Raw genomic sequence first — 18581 nt, forward strand, 5'->3', positions numbered from 1 at the left:
AGCTTTACCTTCTTTTTATAAAATTACTTTTACAGGGTTATTAAGTGTTATATTATCAATTTCTACTTTTGAATCGTAAGCTAGAACTTTAACTCCTTTTTCATCTGCTTCTTTCAGCGCATCCCCAAATTCTTTGTGCATATCTACATTGGGAGTGAAATAAAGTACATCCTCCATTTGAATAACAAGAATTATGTAGGCTAAATAACCTTCCTCCTTAGCTTTTATTAACTCTTTAACGTGTTTGACTCCTCTTTCTGTCTTTGCATCTGGAAATTTTACTACACCATCTATTTCTAGCGTGCATCCCTTAACTTCTATAAATGCTTTTTTAGTATTTCCTTCTACATAAACATCAAATCTAGAATTACCGTATGTTTTTTCTGGTTTTATTAAAGTTATTTCTTCATCGAATCCTGGCAATATTAATGATTTACCTTCTAGAGCTTCATAAACCATTTTATTAGTTACTTGAGAGTCCATATTAATTAGTCTATCACCTTTTTTAACTGCTATCAGAGAATATTTTGTTGCTCTAGCAGGATTATTACTTTTTTCTAAATATACTTCATATCCAGGTACTAATAGCTCTTTACATTTACCTGTATTTTTCACATGAATTTTTTCAACTTCCCCATTTATATCGCAATAAGCTACAAATCTGTTAGGTCTTTCTATAAACTTAGCTTTTATCATATTATTATATTTCATTTTATTCTCCTATTTACTCATTGACTTATGCTTAAAAATATTATACCCATTCTTTAAATATTAAAATTATTTTTAATCTTTAAAGTAGTATGAGGAGCAATAATTTTTATTGCTCCTCATGCTACTTTTATACACCTGCAAATCCAAATATTATTCCTACTATAGCAGATCCCGCTATAAAGAATACTGGATGAAGTTTTTTAGTTTGTTTTATATTATTTGATAACAAATAAATTATTATTGCTAGTATCAAAGATTTCCAGTTGAATAAATCTAATATTTTCCCACTACTTTTAAATAAATCCATTTGAAGTAACGTTATCGTAACTACAGTCATACCTGCAGCTGCAATAAGTCCTGTAGATGCTGGACGAAGACCATAAAATGCTGCATCTATATATTTATTTTCTCTAAAAGATTTTAAAAAATAAGATATTATTATGATAATTATGATGGATGGTATTACAAGTCCTAAAGTTGCTATTATCCCTCCTCCTATTCCTGCTGTTGTATATCCTACATATGTAGCCATATTTACACCTATTGGCCCTGGTGTTGATTCTGAAACTGCTATCATATCTGCAAGTTGACCTGATGTGAACCATCCTGTTTTGTCTGCCATATCATAAAGAAAAGGAAGTGTTGCCATTCCACCTCCTACTGCAAATAACCCCGTCTTAAAAAACTCAAAAAATAATTGAAGATAAATCATTAATGTTTCACCTCCATATTTTTTACTATTATACCAGCTATAGCAGTAATAACCACAAATAATATTGGTGATAAGTCTGTAAATACAGAACCTAAAAATACACCAACAAAAATAATAAGAGTAGCCTTGTCAACTACTGAGCTTTTCCATAGTTTAACTACAGCATTAAATATAAGCACGCAAACACATACTCTGACTCCTGCAAATGCATTTTTTACTATTGCTAGGTCAGAAAAATTACTTATAAAGGCTGCAATTGCCGTTATTATAACAAGAGATGGCATTACAACACCTAGTGTTGCAACAACGCCTCCTACTATGCCTTTATTTTTCTGTCCTATAAATGTGGCTGTATTTACAGCTATTACACCTGGAGTACATTGTCCTATTGCATAGTAATCCATAAGTTCTTCATCAGTTGCCCAATCATTTTTTTCTACAATTTCTCTTTGTAAAATTGGAAGCATTGCATATCCACCTCCAAATGTCAATACACCAACTCTTGCAAATGCAATAAATAAATCCATTAATTCCTTCATATATTTCCTCCTATTTGCCTATTTAACAAATCGTTTTCTTTTAGAAGAAGATAATATATTCATTTCTTCTCTATATTTTGCTACTGTTCTTCTGGCCACTGTTATTCCTTTATCTTTTAATAATTTGCATATTTTGTCATCACTTAAAGGCTTTAGTTTATCTTCTTTATTTATAAACTCTTTTATCATATTTTTAATTTTAGTACTTGATGTTCCTTCTTCTTCATCGCTTTGGATTGCTGTACTAAAAAAGTATTTAAATTCAAATAAGCCAAAGGGTGTTAACATATATTTACTATTAATACCTCTACTAATAGTAGACTCATGATATCCAAGATCTAAGGCTATATCTTTCAATCTCATTGGTTTAATATATTTAGCTCCCTTATTAAAAAACTCTTTTTGTTCTCTTACTATTACTTCTGCTATTTTTAATATGGTACTTTTTCTTGTTTCTATGTTTTTCAAAAGATTAAGAGCATGATTAAGTTTATTTTTTATAAACTCTTTAGCATTTTCATCAGATGAAGAGCTAGTTAGTACGCTTTTATAATAATTATTTATGCATAAGTGAAAATTATCATTATCATTCATATAAACAATAAATTCTCCATCAATTTTTCTTACAGTAACATCTGGTTGAATATAAACTGTTTTTTCATTGCTACATAATCTTCCTGGTTTAGGGTCGAATTCTTTAATTTGTTCAATATATTCTACACACTCTTCAATGCTTATATCATACTTTTTGCTAATAAATTTTATTTTATTTTGTCCTATTAAATTTAAATCTTCAGTTATAATAGATTTTAAAATATCATCGTTTATGTTTTTGTTCTTCATTTGAATTAGCAAGCATTCACTAAGACTCCTAGACCCTATTCCACTAGGTTCTAATTGCTGAATATTTTTTAAACACTCCTCAAAATAATTGTTATCTATATTTAATTCATCAAGTATGAATTTTTCATCAGTTCCCAAATATCCATCATTATCTAAGCAATCAACAATGTACTCACAAACTTCTTTTTCTTTGTTACTTAATTTTAAAAGCGATAACTGTTCTTTAACATAATCATATAGATTACTTTCATATCTTGCCAAGTTTTCTAAGGTAAAATCATTATCTAAATCATAATTTTTTATATTGTAACTTTTATTATCAATATTTTTAGCAAATTCCTCCCAATCTATATCTTCCTTATTTTCTATTTCTAAGACTGGATTTTCTTCTGATTCTCTTTTTATTTCATCCTCTAACTCTAAATTGCTCATGTTTAAAATATCTAGGGATTGTTTTAATTGAGTTGTCATAACAAGCTTTTGTGATTGAATTATATCTAATCTATTATTTAAGTTCATACTTTTTATCCCCTTTTCAATATTTACAATAATTATTACAAATCTATTGTTTGTAAATTTAAATATCTAAATCCATTATAGTTAATATATTTAAACACTTCAATAAATCTTTATTACTTAATTCAACAAAATACATGTATAATAAATCTTAACGTATTAAAATTTATCATATTAAAATTTTAAGGAGGCATTATGAAAACTTTATGGCAATATACATTAAAGTATAAATATCAATTTTTATGTAGAATAATAACCATCTCTTTAGTTGCTCTATCAAGTATTTGCTTTGATTTTCTAATGGGGTTTATAGTAGATATATTTGCAAGTGGTGACAGTAGTAAGTTTTCAACTATTACTGTAACTAGTATATCTTTAATAATAATTATGTTTGTAACAGAATATATAGATGGTCTTGTTATGTCTTCCTATATTAAAAATACTGTAAATTATCTTAGAACAGACATTTTTTCTAAAGTAATAAATAAGGATATAAAAGACTTTTCTTTAGATAACAGCGGAAAATATATTTCTATTTTATATAATGATATAAAAATCATAGAAGATAGCTTTTTTAATAATCTTTTCCAAGTTATATCATGTATTATATCCTTTACAATTTCATTAGTTGTATTATTTTCAATTAGTCCAAGTATAGTAATTTTTATTTCTATTTTTGGAATTTTAGGGTTTATTATCCCCAATGCTTTATCAAAAAAATTAGTTCTTCAAAAAAATGAGTACTCTGAAAATTTAGAGCAGGTCACTTCAGTTACAAAAGATTTATTTTCTGGATTTGAAGTAATTAAAGGGTTTAATATAAGTAATAAAATTAACGAGATTTTTAATACTGCATCAAATAACGTGGAAACTTCTAAGAAAAATTACTCTGTTTTAGAGGCAATAATAAGAGGGTTTTCTTTGTCATTTAGCGTTACTATTTATCTAGGAGTTCTTCTTCTTGGTGGATATCTTATGTACAAAAAAAGTATAACTGTTGGTACTGCTATAATAATCATTCAACTAAGCACTCATATTGTTGGTCCTGTAAAATTGAGTATATCATTAATAAATCAAATTAGGTCTGTATCCCTTATCGCTAATAAAATAGAAAATATTTTAGAAGATACTAAAGATAGTTTTGAAAATACCAAGTTAGATAATTTTACAAATTCTATAGAAATTAAAAACCTTAACTTTTCTTATAGCGAAGAAAGAAAAGCCTTAGATGATATTAATTTAAAAATAAATAAGAATAAAAAGTATGCTATTGTTGGTGAAAGTGGATCTGGTAAAAGTACTTTGATAAAGCTTCTAATGAGATATTATAGTGATTATGAAGGAAAAATAATTATTGACCATAATGATTTAAAAAATATTTATAGCTCTGACTTATATAAAAATATTTCTATGATTCAACAAAATGTATTTATGTTTGATGATAGCATAAAAGAAAACATAAGACTTTATTCTAATCATAGTGATGATGAAATTTTAAGTTCATGTGAAAGATCTGGATTAAGTAAATTGATTAATAGATTACCTAAAGGAATTAATTCTTTAGTTGGTGAAAATGGAAATAAATTATCAGGTGGTGAAAAGCAAAGAATTGCTATTGCAAGAGCTTTAATAAATAATACACAAATACTAATTTTAGATGAATCTACTTCTGCCCTTGATAATGAAACAGCTTATAACTTGGAGAAATCCCTTTTAGACCTAAATGATTTAACTTTAATAACAGTAACTCATAAGTTAATCAAAAGTATTTTAATTAATTATGACGAAATTATTGTGATGAAAAATGGAAAAATCATTGAAATGGGTAGTTTCTATGATCTATTAAATCAAAAAGGATATTTCTATAGTTTATATACCATTCAAAGCGATAATATAGCTTAATAAATAATTCACTTTATACAACTATCTTACTCAAATTAAAATGAGGTTGAATCATTGATTCAACCTCTTAGTATATTAAATAATAAATTTACTTATAAATTATTCTGTAACTACTTCAGATTCTTTTTTTAGGTTTTTCATTGCACCAGATATCATACTAGCTCCAGTGTAAACAAGAACTGCCATTACAACCCATTTTAAAGTTTCTATTGGTAATGACTTAACGATAAATGCTGCTATAAATACACCAACCACTCCACATAAGCCTACTATTAATGAAGCTTTTCTTGGATAAACTCCTTCTTTTATAAACTTAACAGAAGATACTGGTTGTAACATCGCACAAGATCCCATCATTATTGGGAATGTAACTTGTGGTGATAATCCTAGGAAATAAGTTAATGCCATACATGGTGCAAATAACCCAACACCAGCTGTCATTAATGCTCCAAGAACTGCATTACCTACAAAACCTATAACAAGTTTTGCTCCAGAAAGCCCTATTGCATCTCCACCTCCTGGCATGTATCCCATTTTACTACAAAACATTAATACTGATGTAGCTAAAAGAGCTAGTCCCATTACTAATTGTATTTTTGCTTCATCCATCTTAGCTATTATTCCTGCTCCAATATAAGAACCTACAGCTGCAGCTATTAGCATAGAGAATAATGTTACAGGATCTACTTCAATAACTGTAGTAAATATAAACGCTTCACACATAACTGGTAAGCAACATCCAACATTTAAGAATCCTGGAAGTTCTTTATCTTTTATGCCAATTTTAAAAAATTTGTTTGCGGCTACTATAAGTGCAAATGAGCCGATTCCTAACGTATCAAAGAAGTTAGCTACCAAGCCTAGGGCTCCAACTCTCACCCCAGAAGGACTATCTAATTCTCCTGCTTCCTTTACTTGTCTAAAATCCTTAAAGAACGTGTAATAATAAACACCCATTAAAGATAATAGAATTCCTCTTAATGCTAATAACATTGGTTAATTCCCCCTAAAATTTATCTTTTATTTTTAGTGCAAAATACAGTTCAACAGTACTTTTCAAACTGTCAAACTTTTACCTTTTTTATTATTATAGTAATTTGTTAAAAGTTATTCAATTAATTTATTAATATTTACATAAATTTATTTTTGAGCATAAAATTTTTTTGCATAACTTTGTATACATTGATATCACTTTATTTAACAAAGTTTATATTAGTAATTTTTTTTGTACATAAAAAATATACCACGATAAATCGTGGTATATTTTTATTAAAATACATTGCAATCACTTAATTTTAATTATGCTTCTATTTTTTTACTAGCTTTATTAGCAGCTATCAACATAGATGCTGAAGTATAGAATATAACAGCTATAACTAACCAAGTTAACACATCCATTGGTAAATTACTAACAAACTTTGCAGCTATATATACACCTACTGTTCCAGATAAAGCAATTACTAAAGCTGCTTTTCTTGGATAAGCTCCTTCTTTTATGAATTTAACTGATCCAACTGGCATTAATGTTGCACAAGATCCCATCATTATTGGGAAAGAAACTTGTGGGTTCATTCCTAAGAAATAAACTAATGCCATACATGGTGCATATAATCCTATACCAGCAGACATTAATGCTCCAAGTATAAAGTTACCTACTACAGCTATAACCAACTTAACTCCAGTAAGTCCTATTGCATCTCCACCACCTGGCATTAATCCAAGTTGTTTTAATAACATTAATACAGCAGTTATTAATAGTGCAAGACCCATAACTTTTTGGATTTTTACTTCATCCATTTTAGCTATTACACCAGCTCCAAGATATGAACCTAAAGCTGCTGCTGCAAGCATAGATATTAGTGTTACTGGATCCACTTCTATAACTGTAGTGAATATTACTGCTTCACACATAACTGGAAGAGTATCAGCAACATTTAATAGTCCTGGAAGTTCTTTATCTCTAACTCCCATTTTCATAAATTTGTTCAATGCAACTGTTGGTGCAAATGATCCTATCCCTAATGTATCAAAGAAGTTTGTAGCAAAACCTACAAAACCTGCTTTTCCTACACTTACATCATCCAATTCACCTGCTGCAGATACTTGTCTGTAATCTTTTATGAAGAAGTATCCATATACAGACATTATAATGGCCCAAATTACTCTTACAATATTAACCATAATATGATTCCCCCTATTTCATTTTGTATTATTATATTTATAGTTGAAATCTTAATTAAGCTATTGAATTAGATGCTATTTTAATATAAAACCATACTTAACTGGATCTTCATCATCTATAACAAAATGATTGAATCCTGTTATATAAGCTGCTGCAGTTATTTCAGGTCTTACTGCATCAAATTCACCAACTTTTTCAAGACCTACTATCTTACCTTTGAAAAGAGTTCCTAATATACTTTCGTATACAAAGTTTTCTCCTTCTTTTATTTCCCCTTTAGCATATAAAGTAGCAAGTTTAGCACTTGTACCTGTTCCACATGGAGATCTATCTACTTGACCTTGTCCAAATATAACAACGTTTTTGTAAGTTGCTTCTGGATGAGTAGGATCATCGTATATTTCAACTAAATCAACTGTTTTTATGTGATCTAGAGTTGGATGTTGTACTGATATTTCTCTGTTAACTATTTCCATCATTTCCATACCTATGTTATTTAATAATTGAGTATTTTTAGCCTCAACTTTAACACCAAATTGTTTTGCATGAACTATTGCAAAGAAACTTCCTCCAAATGATATATCAAATTTTATTTTTCCATATGGAGCCATTTCTATTTCACAGTCTTTTTTGTATAAGAAAGCTGGAACATTTACGAAAGATACTTCTCTAACTTTTCCATCTACTATTTTAGCTTCTGCTTCTATCATTCCTGCTGGAGCTTCCATTCTAACATGAGTAACTGGCTCTACCATATCTACCATTCCTGTTTCTATAGCAGCAGTTATAGCTCCTATTGAACCATGTCCACACATGTTTAGGTATCCTCCACCATCCATGAATATGATACCAAAATCAGCAGTTGGATCACAAGGTTGAGTTATTATTGAACCGAACATGTCATTATGTCCTCTTGGTTCTAACATTATAGCTGTTCTTAAGTGGTCAAGATTTTTTTCTAAATACTCTTTTTTCTCAGCCATAGTATTACCTTTTATATTAGGAATTCCTCCTGTAACTATTCTTGTTGGTTCTCCCATAGTATGAGAGTCAATTGCTTGAATGCTTCTTGAAAATTTCATTTGCCTGTCCCCCTAAAATCATTATTAAAATAAATATTTATAATATATTTATTGAATTAATCTATGATAAATAGATAAAAAAACGGTTTCAGCATCTACATTTACTTCTTAACGTTAATAAATTGACAATAAAATGTATATATAGCGCGAATACCATCACCGTAAAAAATGTAAATTTTCAGTCATTAATCGACCATTTTTTACAACTCATCTATTTACCTATTTTCATTATAGTTAATTAATCTCAACTATTCAACAAAATTTTCACATTTTTCTATAATGCTTTTTTATTACAAAAAATATATACCATACGTAGGAAGTATGGTATATATTTAATATTAATTTTATCTCGTTTTGTATTTATTTATTAATTTTTATATGCATTTTGCATCTTTTTATTATTTTTTTATATACAATCGTTATTTTTTTATTTATCATTTTCATTGTTTTCAGTACTGCTTTTATTTTCAGAGTCTTTTTTCTTATATGATGAAATCAGCATAGATATAGAAGTATATAATATAACTGCAATTACTAACCATCTTAGTATATTAAGTGGCAATGATTTAACTATATATGCAGCTATAAATACTCCTATTGCTCCAAATAATCCAAGTAATAATGCAGCTTTTCGAGGATACGCTCCTTCTTTAATAAATTTAACTGAACATACTGGCATTAATGTAGCACATGATCCCATCATTATTGGAAAAGCAACTGCTGGCGACATTCCTAAAAAATAAACTAAAGCCATGCATGGTGCATAAAGTCCTATACCTGCCGTCATTAATGCTCCAAGTATAAAGTTACCTACAATCCCTATACCTAATTTTATTCCCGTAAGACCTATAGCCTCTCCACCACCAGGCATTAAGTTTAATGCACCTAAAGTCATTAAAACGCCTGTTACTAATAAAGCAATTCCCATAATCTTTTGAATTTTAATTTCATCCAATTTAGATATTATACCAGCACCTAGCCAAGAACCTACTGCTGATGCTACTAACATTGTTACTAATGTTATAGGTTCAACATCTATAACTGTAGTAAATATCACCGCTTCGCACATAACTGGTAAAGTATCCCCAACATTTAATAGTCCAGGTAAATCCTTGTCTCTCACGCCCATTTTCAAGAACTTATTAAATGCTACTGTAGGTGCAAAGGAGCCTATACCTAAAGTATCAAAGAAATTAGTGATAAATCCCACAACGCTTACTTTTCCTACGCTAACATCATCTAGTTCACCCGATAACTTAACTTGCTTGTAATCTTTAATAAACACATAGTAATAAAATGTCATTAATACTGCCCAAACTACCCTTATAGCGTTTAACATAACTAACATTCCCTCCTTTTCATTTTTTATTTTCTTATATATATGTATTATTCATTTAATTTAGAATATTTATTTATAAAGAATTTATTTAACCTAAAACACTATGTTATCTATACAATTTGTGTAATCAAAACATTAAAAGCATAGCTATAAATTTATTAAAAAGTTGAATTTTATATTTCATCTTAAGATATATAATACATAAAATTCTAAAAAAAAAAACCTTCTTGACCATCTTCAAGAAAGGTTTTATATCAATTAACAAGCTTTGCTTAGTTCTTCTTTATTCTTTTTAGTTTTTTCCTTAGATAATAAGTAAGTTCCTGCTCCTAAGAATAATCCTCCACCTATTATATTACCAATTGTAACAAATAATATGTGATATGCTGCTGCACCTATTGTTACTGTATTAGGTAATGGTGATAAAAGACAAGTTATTAATGTTGTCATATTTGCAATGCAATGCTGGAATCCGCTTGTAACAAATGCAAATAGACAAAGAAATACGACTAATATTCTACCTGCTTCATCCTTAGTTTTGTATGCACCTAAAACAGATGCACAAACTAAAATATTACATAGTATTCCTTGGAATATCAACTGAACTGATCCTGTCTCTATTTTATGAGCAGCTGCATAAGCAAAGTACTCTATAGTTGATCCTGTGCTTCCCATACCAGTTCCAATAAATAAACCTGATACTAAAATTGCTCCTAATAAATTCCCACCATAACTATATAATAATATTCTACAAGTATCTTTTACACTAACTGCTTTTGCTAAAGATCCCACAACCATAACCATTGTATTACTTGTAAATAACTCATATCCTAATAGTATTACCATACTTAAAGCAAATGAGAAAGATATTCCCACTAATAAATTAGTCCCTGAAAAATTTGATGCATGGAACATTCCACCTATAGTGAATATTAGTATGCATCCTAAACCTATGAACATACCTGCAAAAATAGATGAAACTATATATTTTATCTTGCTATCATTAAGTGTTTCAACTTTAACTTCAGCTTTATGAGCTAATAAGTCTAATGTTTCTTGGTTCATTTTTTTCTCCTATTCTTTTGTTGATTATAATTTTAATTTGTACTTTGTATACAACATTGTTATTTTATCACATTAGTTTATATTTTTAAATATTTTTTAAAACAAAAACTTATATACAAGTATAAAAATTTTATATTTGTGTTTTGTTATTTTTATATTTTTATATAAGAAAAGTTGTATCTTAGCAGATTCACATCTACTAAGATACAACTTTTTCATAAATATTATTCACTTATAAATTTTGCTTCTATTAGTAACGCCCTAGATTTATCTACATTAGCAGGGCTAACAAGTACTATCGGTCCAGTACAACCCATTCCACTTTCAGCATAGATCTTATTTTTCCATAAAACTTTCACTGCATCTTCTAAATCCATTACATCTACTCCAGATATTTGCTCTGTTACAACTTCTTTTTCAGGCGCTTCTACCTTTTCTTCAGTTACTTCAGATACTTGAGGTTTAGATTTTTTTAATCCTTGTAAAACTTCACTAAATCCAACTTTTTCAACCTTTGCAAATTCCTCTTTTGATATGTTGTGAACATCATTACTTACAAGTTCAGCTGCAAACTTGATTGCACCTTCTATAACTGGTGCTCCTGATGCTCTTGATATGATCATTATTAATTTATTGAAATCTTTGCCTATTCCTGGCCCATATCCATAACCTACAGATTCATATTTTCCACCTGAATTATAAGCAGAGAACATTTTTATTAATAAGTTTCCAGTTAATGAATCAGTAACCATTACATCAGCAGATGCTGTCATTAAATCGTTACCTCTCATAACAATTCCACCGTCTGCCCTGTCAGACTGTGCAAAGTTTATATCATAACCTTTTCCTTTTAATGTTTTAAGTGCTATTTCCACTTGTCTAGCACCATCTACATTAGCTATTCCAACTGTTGGATTTTTTATTCCACAAGCTTTAGCAGTTATTATTCCGTAGATAGCATTTTTAACCATTCCTTCTACTCTATCAGCAGAAGAAGTTCCTGTAGTAGTTGCTATAAACATTTCTCTTCCTTTTTCAGGAGTTATTACTCTACCTACAGTAGATACACCTATTGGGAATGGATAGTGCATAGTTACTGCACCGTCAACTTTTTTACTATCTAAAAGATTTTCCATTAATTCATGTGCTTCTTTTTCACAATCAGTTTTAACATGCTTTAATCCTTCTGCAGACTCACTACCTATAGTAGTAACAGAAATGTTTGATTTAATAGCTTTTAAAGCCCCTTCTATAACATTTTTTTCACCATGTTCACTTCCTATAGTAGTTATCGCTATTTTAGGTATTTTTACATCTACTTCTTCATCTTGTTCTAAGCCTTGGAATTTCTTAGATTGATTTTCTTCTATTACAAATGAAATACCATCAAATAAATTTGTCATTCTTCCAAGGAATAAACTTCCTTTACCAACTATCATGGCATTTTTAACACTACCTGCCATTATATCTTCTCTAGCAAATCCTAGATAAGGTACTCCTGATGGTATATGTCCTTGAGTTGGAGCCCAACCTACCATACCATGTTTTTCTATAAATGAAGGTAATTCTTTTCTATCTAAGTTACCCATCTTAACAGCTAGGGCACCTATCATTTTGTAGTTAGCGTTAGGTACGTCTCCAGCTCCTGCTGGCTTAGTTATATCTGGGTTTTGCATTTCTGCAGAATATTTTTGTATGTCAGTTATTTTTAATCCAGCTTTTTCAAGTGGCTCACTAACTAAAGAGCTAATTACTGCTTGAGGAGAAGAACCAGTTCCAACAGTGTGACGTCCCACAATATCATTTCTTATTTCTGGGCTTTCGCCGTCGTTTTCACTTACTAATACTGCAAATCCAGCAACCATATCTTCAAGTATTGGCATACCTTTTTTAACATGGTCCTTTCCGTTCATACCAAGTTTTGCAGTAGAACCACCAGCACAAACTATTACGTTTTTGAATGTACCACTTTTTACAAGAGCCGCAGCATGAACCATAGCATGAGCAGGTCCTGCACAGAATCCTCTAACGTCTGATCCTGTAGCATTATTAAGTCCTGCTATTTCAGCAGCAGCTTTGGCAAAGTTTCCTCCACCTCTTTGATTCATATCACCACATGCTTCTTCACAACAATCTATAACATAATCTATGTCATCTTTATTTATATTATTTTTATCAAGCATATTAATTATAGAGAAAGCACAAGAAGCTTTTGATACTAAGTTTTCAAACAGAACATGCGCAGATAAGTTAGTATCTACATCATGAGCATTTTTTACACAACCTACTACTTCTCCATTATTATATAAAGGCTCCGCATGCTCTTCTTCTATAAATTTCATTATAGTATTTAATTCTTCACCTTCTTTAATTTGTCCAACTAAATCAGATGAAATTAGTTTATTCTCGATTAATAAATTTTTACTTAAAGATGCAAAGTTTTTTTCTAATTTAACTAAATCAAATACATCACATATTTGCATTAATCCTATAAATTCTTCTTGTGGCATTATTTCTCCAAACTTACCATATTTACTTGCGTTTGGAGCTTCTTTATCATGCCAAGGCATTGCATATTTTGATAATTCATCTGGAGTTATATTTCCTATATAGGCTTGATTTGGTGGGTATTTTACCACTTCATCATAAGTTCTTAAATGATCTTTTAATACTTTTAAATACTCAGAATCTGGATTAACTACTCTCTCAGTAGTTTGAGTAGTCCCGTTATGAATTACCATATCAGGAGTATGAGCAAGTATGTATCCTGCTGCTTTTAATACACTATTCATATTGTTCCCCCTATTTTGAAATTAGCTAATCGATAAAAGTTCAAATACTCTTTATCGATTAGCTAAATTATTTTAATCTTTGTAGATTTTCTTAATATTTACAGAATTGTTCTCTTATAGATGACATTTCACCTACTATATCATCAACATCTAATACCATTTCCATCATACCTATTTGCTCATCATAAACACTAGCATCAAATTCTTCTTTTACTTGTGGCTCACAAGCATGGTATACTTGAAGTCCTAACTGGACTCCTGTCAATGGACCTGCATATGTTGGGTCTCCTGCAGTTACAGTTTCTGCAGCAAGTCCTGCAGCTTCACCTTCTGCAGCACCTAACATAACAACAACATTTTCACAACCAAATTCTTCAGCAAATTCTTTTACTCTTTTTTGGTTTTCTAGGTCCATTGCTCCAGCAGCAGTTCAGACAAAGCATTCAGTTGAAGAGAAAACAACCTCTCCACCAGCTGTCTTAACACATTCTTCTATTGCTGGACCAGGAATACCATCTCTGTCACCTATTATGATGACTTTCTTATTTTCTAATATACTCATTAGAAATACCTCCTGTCCTTATTTTTTTATTTTAACAACAGACATATAACTAATTTACCGTCACACATCCATCATCCTTATAAACTAATTTTTTATAAATATCCTAAGCAAGGTCGTTATCTGAAATTTCATAACGCCCACACGTGGCTCAAAGAGAAATCGTTGGATCTATGAGCATAGCCAATTTTATAGATATTTTTTAATCATTGCTTCGATGTTTTCCTCAGTTGCATCTTCTTTAACAACTTCTTCAACTTTAGCTCCATCTTTATATATGGCAATAACTGGTAAACCTAATATTTTCTCACTTATAGCAAGTCTTCTTGCTTTAGTTGTATTTAATTTAGTGAACTTTAATTGTTCTCCATATTTTTCACTTAAAGCCTCAACTGTAGGCATTAAAGCTGCACATGGTTCACATCCATCGCCAAAGAAATCTACTAATACATATCCTTCATTTTCAAGGACCTCTGTTTTAAAAGTATTTTTATCTACTACTAACATTTTTTTACCTCCTTTTTATTTAATCAAGGTGGTTGTCTGTAGCGAAGCAAAATAATTCGCCCACATGTGTCTTAAAGACAGCTCCTTACCTCAATTAGCACAAATTTTCTATATATTTTTCAGCTTGAACAGCTGCTATAGCACCGTCTGCTGCCGCAGTTACCACTTGTCTTAGAGACTTAACTCTAACATCTCCTACAGCAAATACTCCGTCTATATTCGTTTTCATATTTTCATCAGTTACTATATAACCTTTTTCCATAGTTAACATATCTTTAAACATATCTGTTTTTGGAACATAACCAACGAATCCGAATAGTCCAAATGTCATATCTTCTTCGTCAGCTTCTATAGTTGTTAATTCACCTGTTTTCACATTTTCAACAACCATAGTACTTAATATTCCATCTCCTGATACCTCTTTAACTACTGTATCCCACATAAACTTCATCTTAGGATTTTTAAATGCTTTATCTTGTATATATTTAGCCGCTCTAAGTTCATCTCTTCTGTGTATTATTGTTACACTTCTTCCAAACTTAGTTAAAAACATTGCTTCTTCAACTGCTGTGTCTCCACCACCAACTACATATATATCAAAATCTTCAAAGAAGGATCCATCACATGTAGCACAATATGATACACCTTTTCCTATATATTCTTTTTCATTTGCACAACCTATTGGTCTTGATGATGCACCTGTAGCTATTATTACAGTTTTAGCTTGATAAGTGTCTTTTTTACCTTTTAGTTCTTTTACTGAACCTTCTAAATTAACTGATTCTATACTATCAATAGCAAATTCAGCGCCAAAGTGTAATACTTGTTTATACATTCTTTCAATTAACGATGGTCCTGATTCGCCTTCTAAACATCCTGGATAGTTTTCTACCTCAGATGTTAATGCTATTTGACCACCTTCTTTTTTCTTTTCTAATACTAAAGTACTAAGTCTTGCTCTTCCTGCATATAATGCAGCTGAAAGTCCTGCTGGACCTCCTCCTATGACAATAACATCATATATTTTATTCATTATATCCCCATCCCATATTATAAAATTTTTAGATTCTAAAATCTTGAATTTGAGCAACAAGGTTGCCTAAAATTTCATAGCGCCCACGCAGTAGCTTAAAGTGGTAAAGTCATCATCTTGTTGCCCACATGAAGTGTTTCACCTACACGTCGCTCAAGCAAATCGAGTTTTTATTCAAATACAGTTTGGTCTTCAACTTCAGTTTGTAAAGCTTTTAATGCTTTTGTAACTAACTCTTTTCTTATTTTCTTTTCTTCATCTAATGATAATGCTGGATTTCCAAGAGGATGAGGTATAGCTATAGTTGGCACTATTCTGTTAGCTCCAACTGTTAAAGAAATAGGAACTACTGTACACATGTGTACTACTGGTATTCCAGCTCTTTCTATTTCTTTTACCATCGTTGCACCGCAACGAGTACAAGTACCTCACGTAGAAGTTAAGATTACAGCATTTACACCATCTGCAACTAATTCTTTAGCTATTTCACCAGCATACTTCTTAGCATTTGCAACTGCAGTCCCGTTACCAACAGTTGTATAGAAGTACTGATGTAAACTTCCTATTACACCTTGTTCTTCAAATTCTCTAAGAACATCTACTGGTAAAACTCTGTCTGGCTCTTCATTTGCATAAACTGGGTCATATCCACCATGAGCAGTTTCATGATCAACACTACTTAAATGTTTGAATGAACCTATATCGTATTTGCCATATTTAGAAGCACTTGAAGATTCTATATGATCTGGATTTCCTTTTGGAACTATACCTCCAGAAGTAACTAAAGCTATTTTAGCACTACTTAAATCAACAATAGCCTTGTTCGGCTCTACTCTATCGAAATTAGGCATTGGGTATTCAGTAGTAAACTCTTTTCCTTTTAACTTTTTAATTAGCATATCTACAGCTCTCTTAGATCCTCTGTCACTATCAAAGAAGTTCTTTCTTACACCATTTGGCATATATCCTTCTTCTTTTGATGCTCCTATAGGTTCCTTTTTGCCTAATTTAAGTGCAAGAGGTGCCATAACTTTAACCGCGTCTCTCATACCTACTGCAGAGTTCCTAGTTGGTACCATATAAACTTTTTGTTTGAACATATCAGCACCTGGATTTTCTATATACATACCTGTTAAAGATGGTATCCCTAACTCATCTTGTACAGCTGTAGCTATAGTACCACAAGCAACACCGTATCTACCTGCATTAAATGCTGGTCCAGCTATAAATATATCTGGGTTATATTTTTTAACCATTTCTAAAACTACTTTTTTAGCTTCTTCTAAGTTTTCATTGAAATAAGAGTCACCACATATTACAGTAGCTACTATTTCAGCTTCTCCTTTAAATGCTGCGTTGAAAGCAACACCTGGCCCTACTATACCTTCTCTTACTTCAGGCTTAACATGAGCCATTTCTTCTCCACCTATTTGTGCGAAAAATTGATTTATATATTGAACGACTTTTATCATCTTCAAACCCCCTCTCACTATCTTGCACTTAATTTATTAAATCCAAGTTCATTAGTAGCTCCAGTTATTACTTGAAGCTCTGCAACTATTGATCCATCTGGTTGTAAACTTCCATCAAACCCACCAGCTATAACATCTGCAACTTCTGGATATCCTATTACTTTATCCATTGGAGGAAGAGTAACAACTTCATTTGCATTACCTCCTGTTACAACTGCATTTGCTAAAGGATCCGCATCTGCTAATGATTGAGATTTTCCATCTCTACCAGCATACTCATCTGTAACTATAACTGTTTTTATTCCTTTTTCTTCTATCTTCTTACAGTTCATTATTAAGTCTGTATCTGGGTTACCAAATCCTTCTTGAGTTATAACTACACCATCAACTCCTAAGAATTCTGCTAGTTTGGCACTCCAGTTAGAAGATCTCTCTTTGTCAGCAAGATAAACGTTTTCATTAGTAAGGATCACCCCTACAAAGTTTAATTCTTTACCATGCTTTTCAAATAAATCATGTATAACTGGGTTATTTAAGTGATGATAAGTTGTGTTTTTATCACATGCAGAAACACAGTTACCACTTACTACTGCTCCATCCATTATTTCAGTTGGATTTATTAAAGTAGATATAGTTTTCTTAGCATCTACTCCATAAACATAAGTGTCATGTAATAATCCTTGAGTTTGAAGCATATACACATAAGCTACTCTTGGCAGTTCTGGGTATTTTTTGTATCCTTCAATTATTGAATCTGTTTCATAAACTCCTACTTCATCTGGAGTTATGTCTTTAGCTAACTCTCCTAAGTATATAGCTGCCTTATATCCAGCATATCTTACAGCTTCTTCGTGATTATGTTGCTTTAAACCATCTACTGGTTCACAAACTACTACTAAGTTATTTAACCCTGAGAAAGGTGTGTATTTAGCCCCTTCTCCACTCATATCTATTATTCCTTCTTGGAAACCTACTATTTTCCCTGTTGTTACTACAGCAGAACCTTTAAGTACATTAGTTTTTCCCGAGCCCACTGTTGTTACCTTATTCATCATGCCAGGGAATATTCCTCCTGGCCCTTCAACTTTAACTCTTGGCTCTATAACGTCTTTAACTGGCATAATACGAATACTATCCCCTGGTTTTGCTATTTCTAAATCTACTGATTTGATATTCTCATCTTCCATTAATAAGTCAATTAACTCTTGCTTATTAACATAAATTACTCCATCTTCCACTTTTGAAACATCAGAAAAACATATGTCTTTAATTTTTACATATCCTAATTCTAATTTCAAAAAAATCACCTCCAAAAATTTTATTTGAC

16 protein-coding genes are annotated in these 18581 nt (G+C 30.8%); 1 reads left to right on the forward strand and 15 read right to left on the reverse strand.

Going from position 1 to position 18581, the window contains the following annotated elements:
* Nucleotides 1-15: 15 nt before the first annotated feature.
* From sfsA to rpoN, 4 genes are all read right to left on the reverse strand, one after another.
* Complete coding sequence (gene sfsA / locus K0040_RS05025; RefSeq protein ID WP_228107849.1) at nt 16-711, reverse strand: DNA/RNA nuclease SfsA; 696 nt, start codon at nt 709-711, stop codon at nt 16-18.
* Nucleotides 712-838: 127 nt separating this feature from the next.
* Nucleotides 839-1423 carry a chromate transporter gene (locus K0040_RS05030; RefSeq protein WP_228107850.1) on the reverse strand — a complete coding sequence of 195 codons (585 nt, stop codon included), beginning with the start codon at nt 1421-1423 and terminating at the stop codon, nt 839-841.
* Nucleotides 1423-1962, reverse strand: coding sequence for a chromate transporter (locus K0040_RS05035; RefSeq protein WP_228107851.1), 540 nt, complete (start codon nt 1960-1962; stop codon nt 1423-1425). The genes K0040_RS05030 and K0040_RS05035 overlap by 1 nt, the downstream gene beginning before the upstream one ends.
* A gap of 18 nt (nt 1963-1980) precedes the next feature.
* A complete protein-coding gene (gene rpoN, locus K0040_RS05040; protein WP_228107852.1) occupies nt 1981-3324 on the reverse strand; it encodes an RNA polymerase factor sigma-54 in 1344 nt (447 codons plus the stop codon).
* Nucleotides 3325-3516: 192 nt separating this feature from the next.
* Between rpoN and K0040_RS05045 the strand changes: the two genes are divergently transcribed.
* Complete coding sequence (locus tag K0040_RS05045) at nt 3517-5223, forward strand: ABC transporter ATP-binding protein (protein ID WP_228107853.1); 1707 nt, start codon at nt 3517-3519, stop codon at nt 5221-5223.
* Between the two features lie 99 nt (nt 5224-5322).
* Here the strand turns inward: K0040_RS05045 and K0040_RS05050 are convergent, their stop codons facing one another.
* From K0040_RS05050 to K0040_RS05100, 11 genes are all read right to left on the reverse strand, one after another.
* Complete coding sequence (locus tag K0040_RS05050; RefSeq protein ID WP_228107854.1) at nt 5323-6216, reverse strand: sulfite exporter TauE/SafE family protein; 894 nt, start codon at nt 6214-6216, stop codon at nt 5323-5325.
* 306 nt (nt 6217-6522) lie between these two features.
* Nucleotides 6523-7404, reverse strand: coding sequence for a sulfite exporter TauE/SafE family protein (locus K0040_RS05055; protein WP_228107855.1), 882 nt, complete (start codon nt 7402-7404; stop codon nt 6523-6525).
* A gap of 75 nt (nt 7405-7479) precedes the next feature.
* Nucleotides 7480-8487, reverse strand: a complete 1008-nt coding sequence (locus K0040_RS05060; protein WP_228107856.1) for a proline racemase — start codon at nt 8485-8487, stop codon at nt 7480-7482.
* Nucleotides 8488-8914: 427 nt separating this feature from the next.
* The gene (locus tag K0040_RS05065) at nt 8915-9826 is read right to left on the reverse strand and encodes a sulfite exporter TauE/SafE family protein (RefSeq protein WP_228107857.1); all 912 of its coding nucleotides are present in this window, start codon (nt 9824-9826) and stop codon (nt 8915-8917) included.
* A gap of 258 nt (nt 9827-10084) precedes the next feature.
* On the reverse strand, nt 10085-10891 hold the full coding sequence (locus K0040_RS05070; protein ID WP_228107858.1) for a formate/nitrite transporter family protein: 807 nt from the start codon (nt 10889-10891) through the stop codon (nt 10085-10087).
* Between the two features lie 224 nt (nt 10892-11115).
* Nucleotides 11116-13683 carry a glycine/sarcosine/betaine reductase complex component C subunit beta gene (grdC, locus tag K0040_RS05075; RefSeq protein WP_228107859.1) on the reverse strand — a complete coding sequence of 856 codons (2568 nt, stop codon included), beginning with the start codon at nt 13681-13683 and terminating at the stop codon, nt 11116-11118.
* Between the two features lie 91 nt (nt 13684-13774).
* Complete coding sequence (gene grdA, locus K0040_RS05080; RefSeq protein WP_083399446.1) at nt 13775-14245, reverse strand: glycine/sarcosine/betaine reductase complex selenoprotein A; 471 nt, start codon at nt 14243-14245, stop codon at nt 13775-13777.
* A 186-nt stretch (nt 14246-14431) separates the two neighbouring features.
* Nucleotides 14432-14749, reverse strand: a complete 318-nt coding sequence (trxA, locus tag K0040_RS05085; protein WP_228107860.1) for a thioredoxin TrxA — start codon at nt 14747-14749, stop codon at nt 14432-14434.
* Nucleotides 14750-14843: 94 nt separating this feature from the next.
* On the reverse strand, nt 14844-15782 hold the full coding sequence (trxB, locus tag K0040_RS05090; protein ID WP_228107861.1) for a thioredoxin-disulfide reductase: 939 nt from the start codon (nt 15780-15782) through the stop codon (nt 14844-14846).
* A 170-nt stretch (nt 15783-15952) separates the two neighbouring features.
* A complete protein-coding gene (grdB, locus tag K0040_RS05095; protein WP_465244996.1) occupies nt 15953-17254 on the reverse strand; it encodes a glycine reductase complex selenoprotein B in 1302 nt (433 codons plus the stop codon).
* Between the two features lie 17 nt (nt 17255-17271).
* Entirely contained in the window at nt 17272-18552 is a 1281-nt protein-coding gene (locus tag K0040_RS05100; protein ID WP_228107863.1) for a glycine/sarcosine/betaine reductase component B subunit, read from the reverse strand.
* Between the last annotated feature and the right edge of the window lie 29 nt (nt 18553-18581).

The organism is Terrisporobacter petrolearius (genome assembly GCF_020748185.1).
Taxonomy (GTDB): Bacteria; Bacillota; Clostridia; order Peptostreptococcales; family Peptostreptococcaceae; genus Terrisporobacter; species Terrisporobacter petrolearius.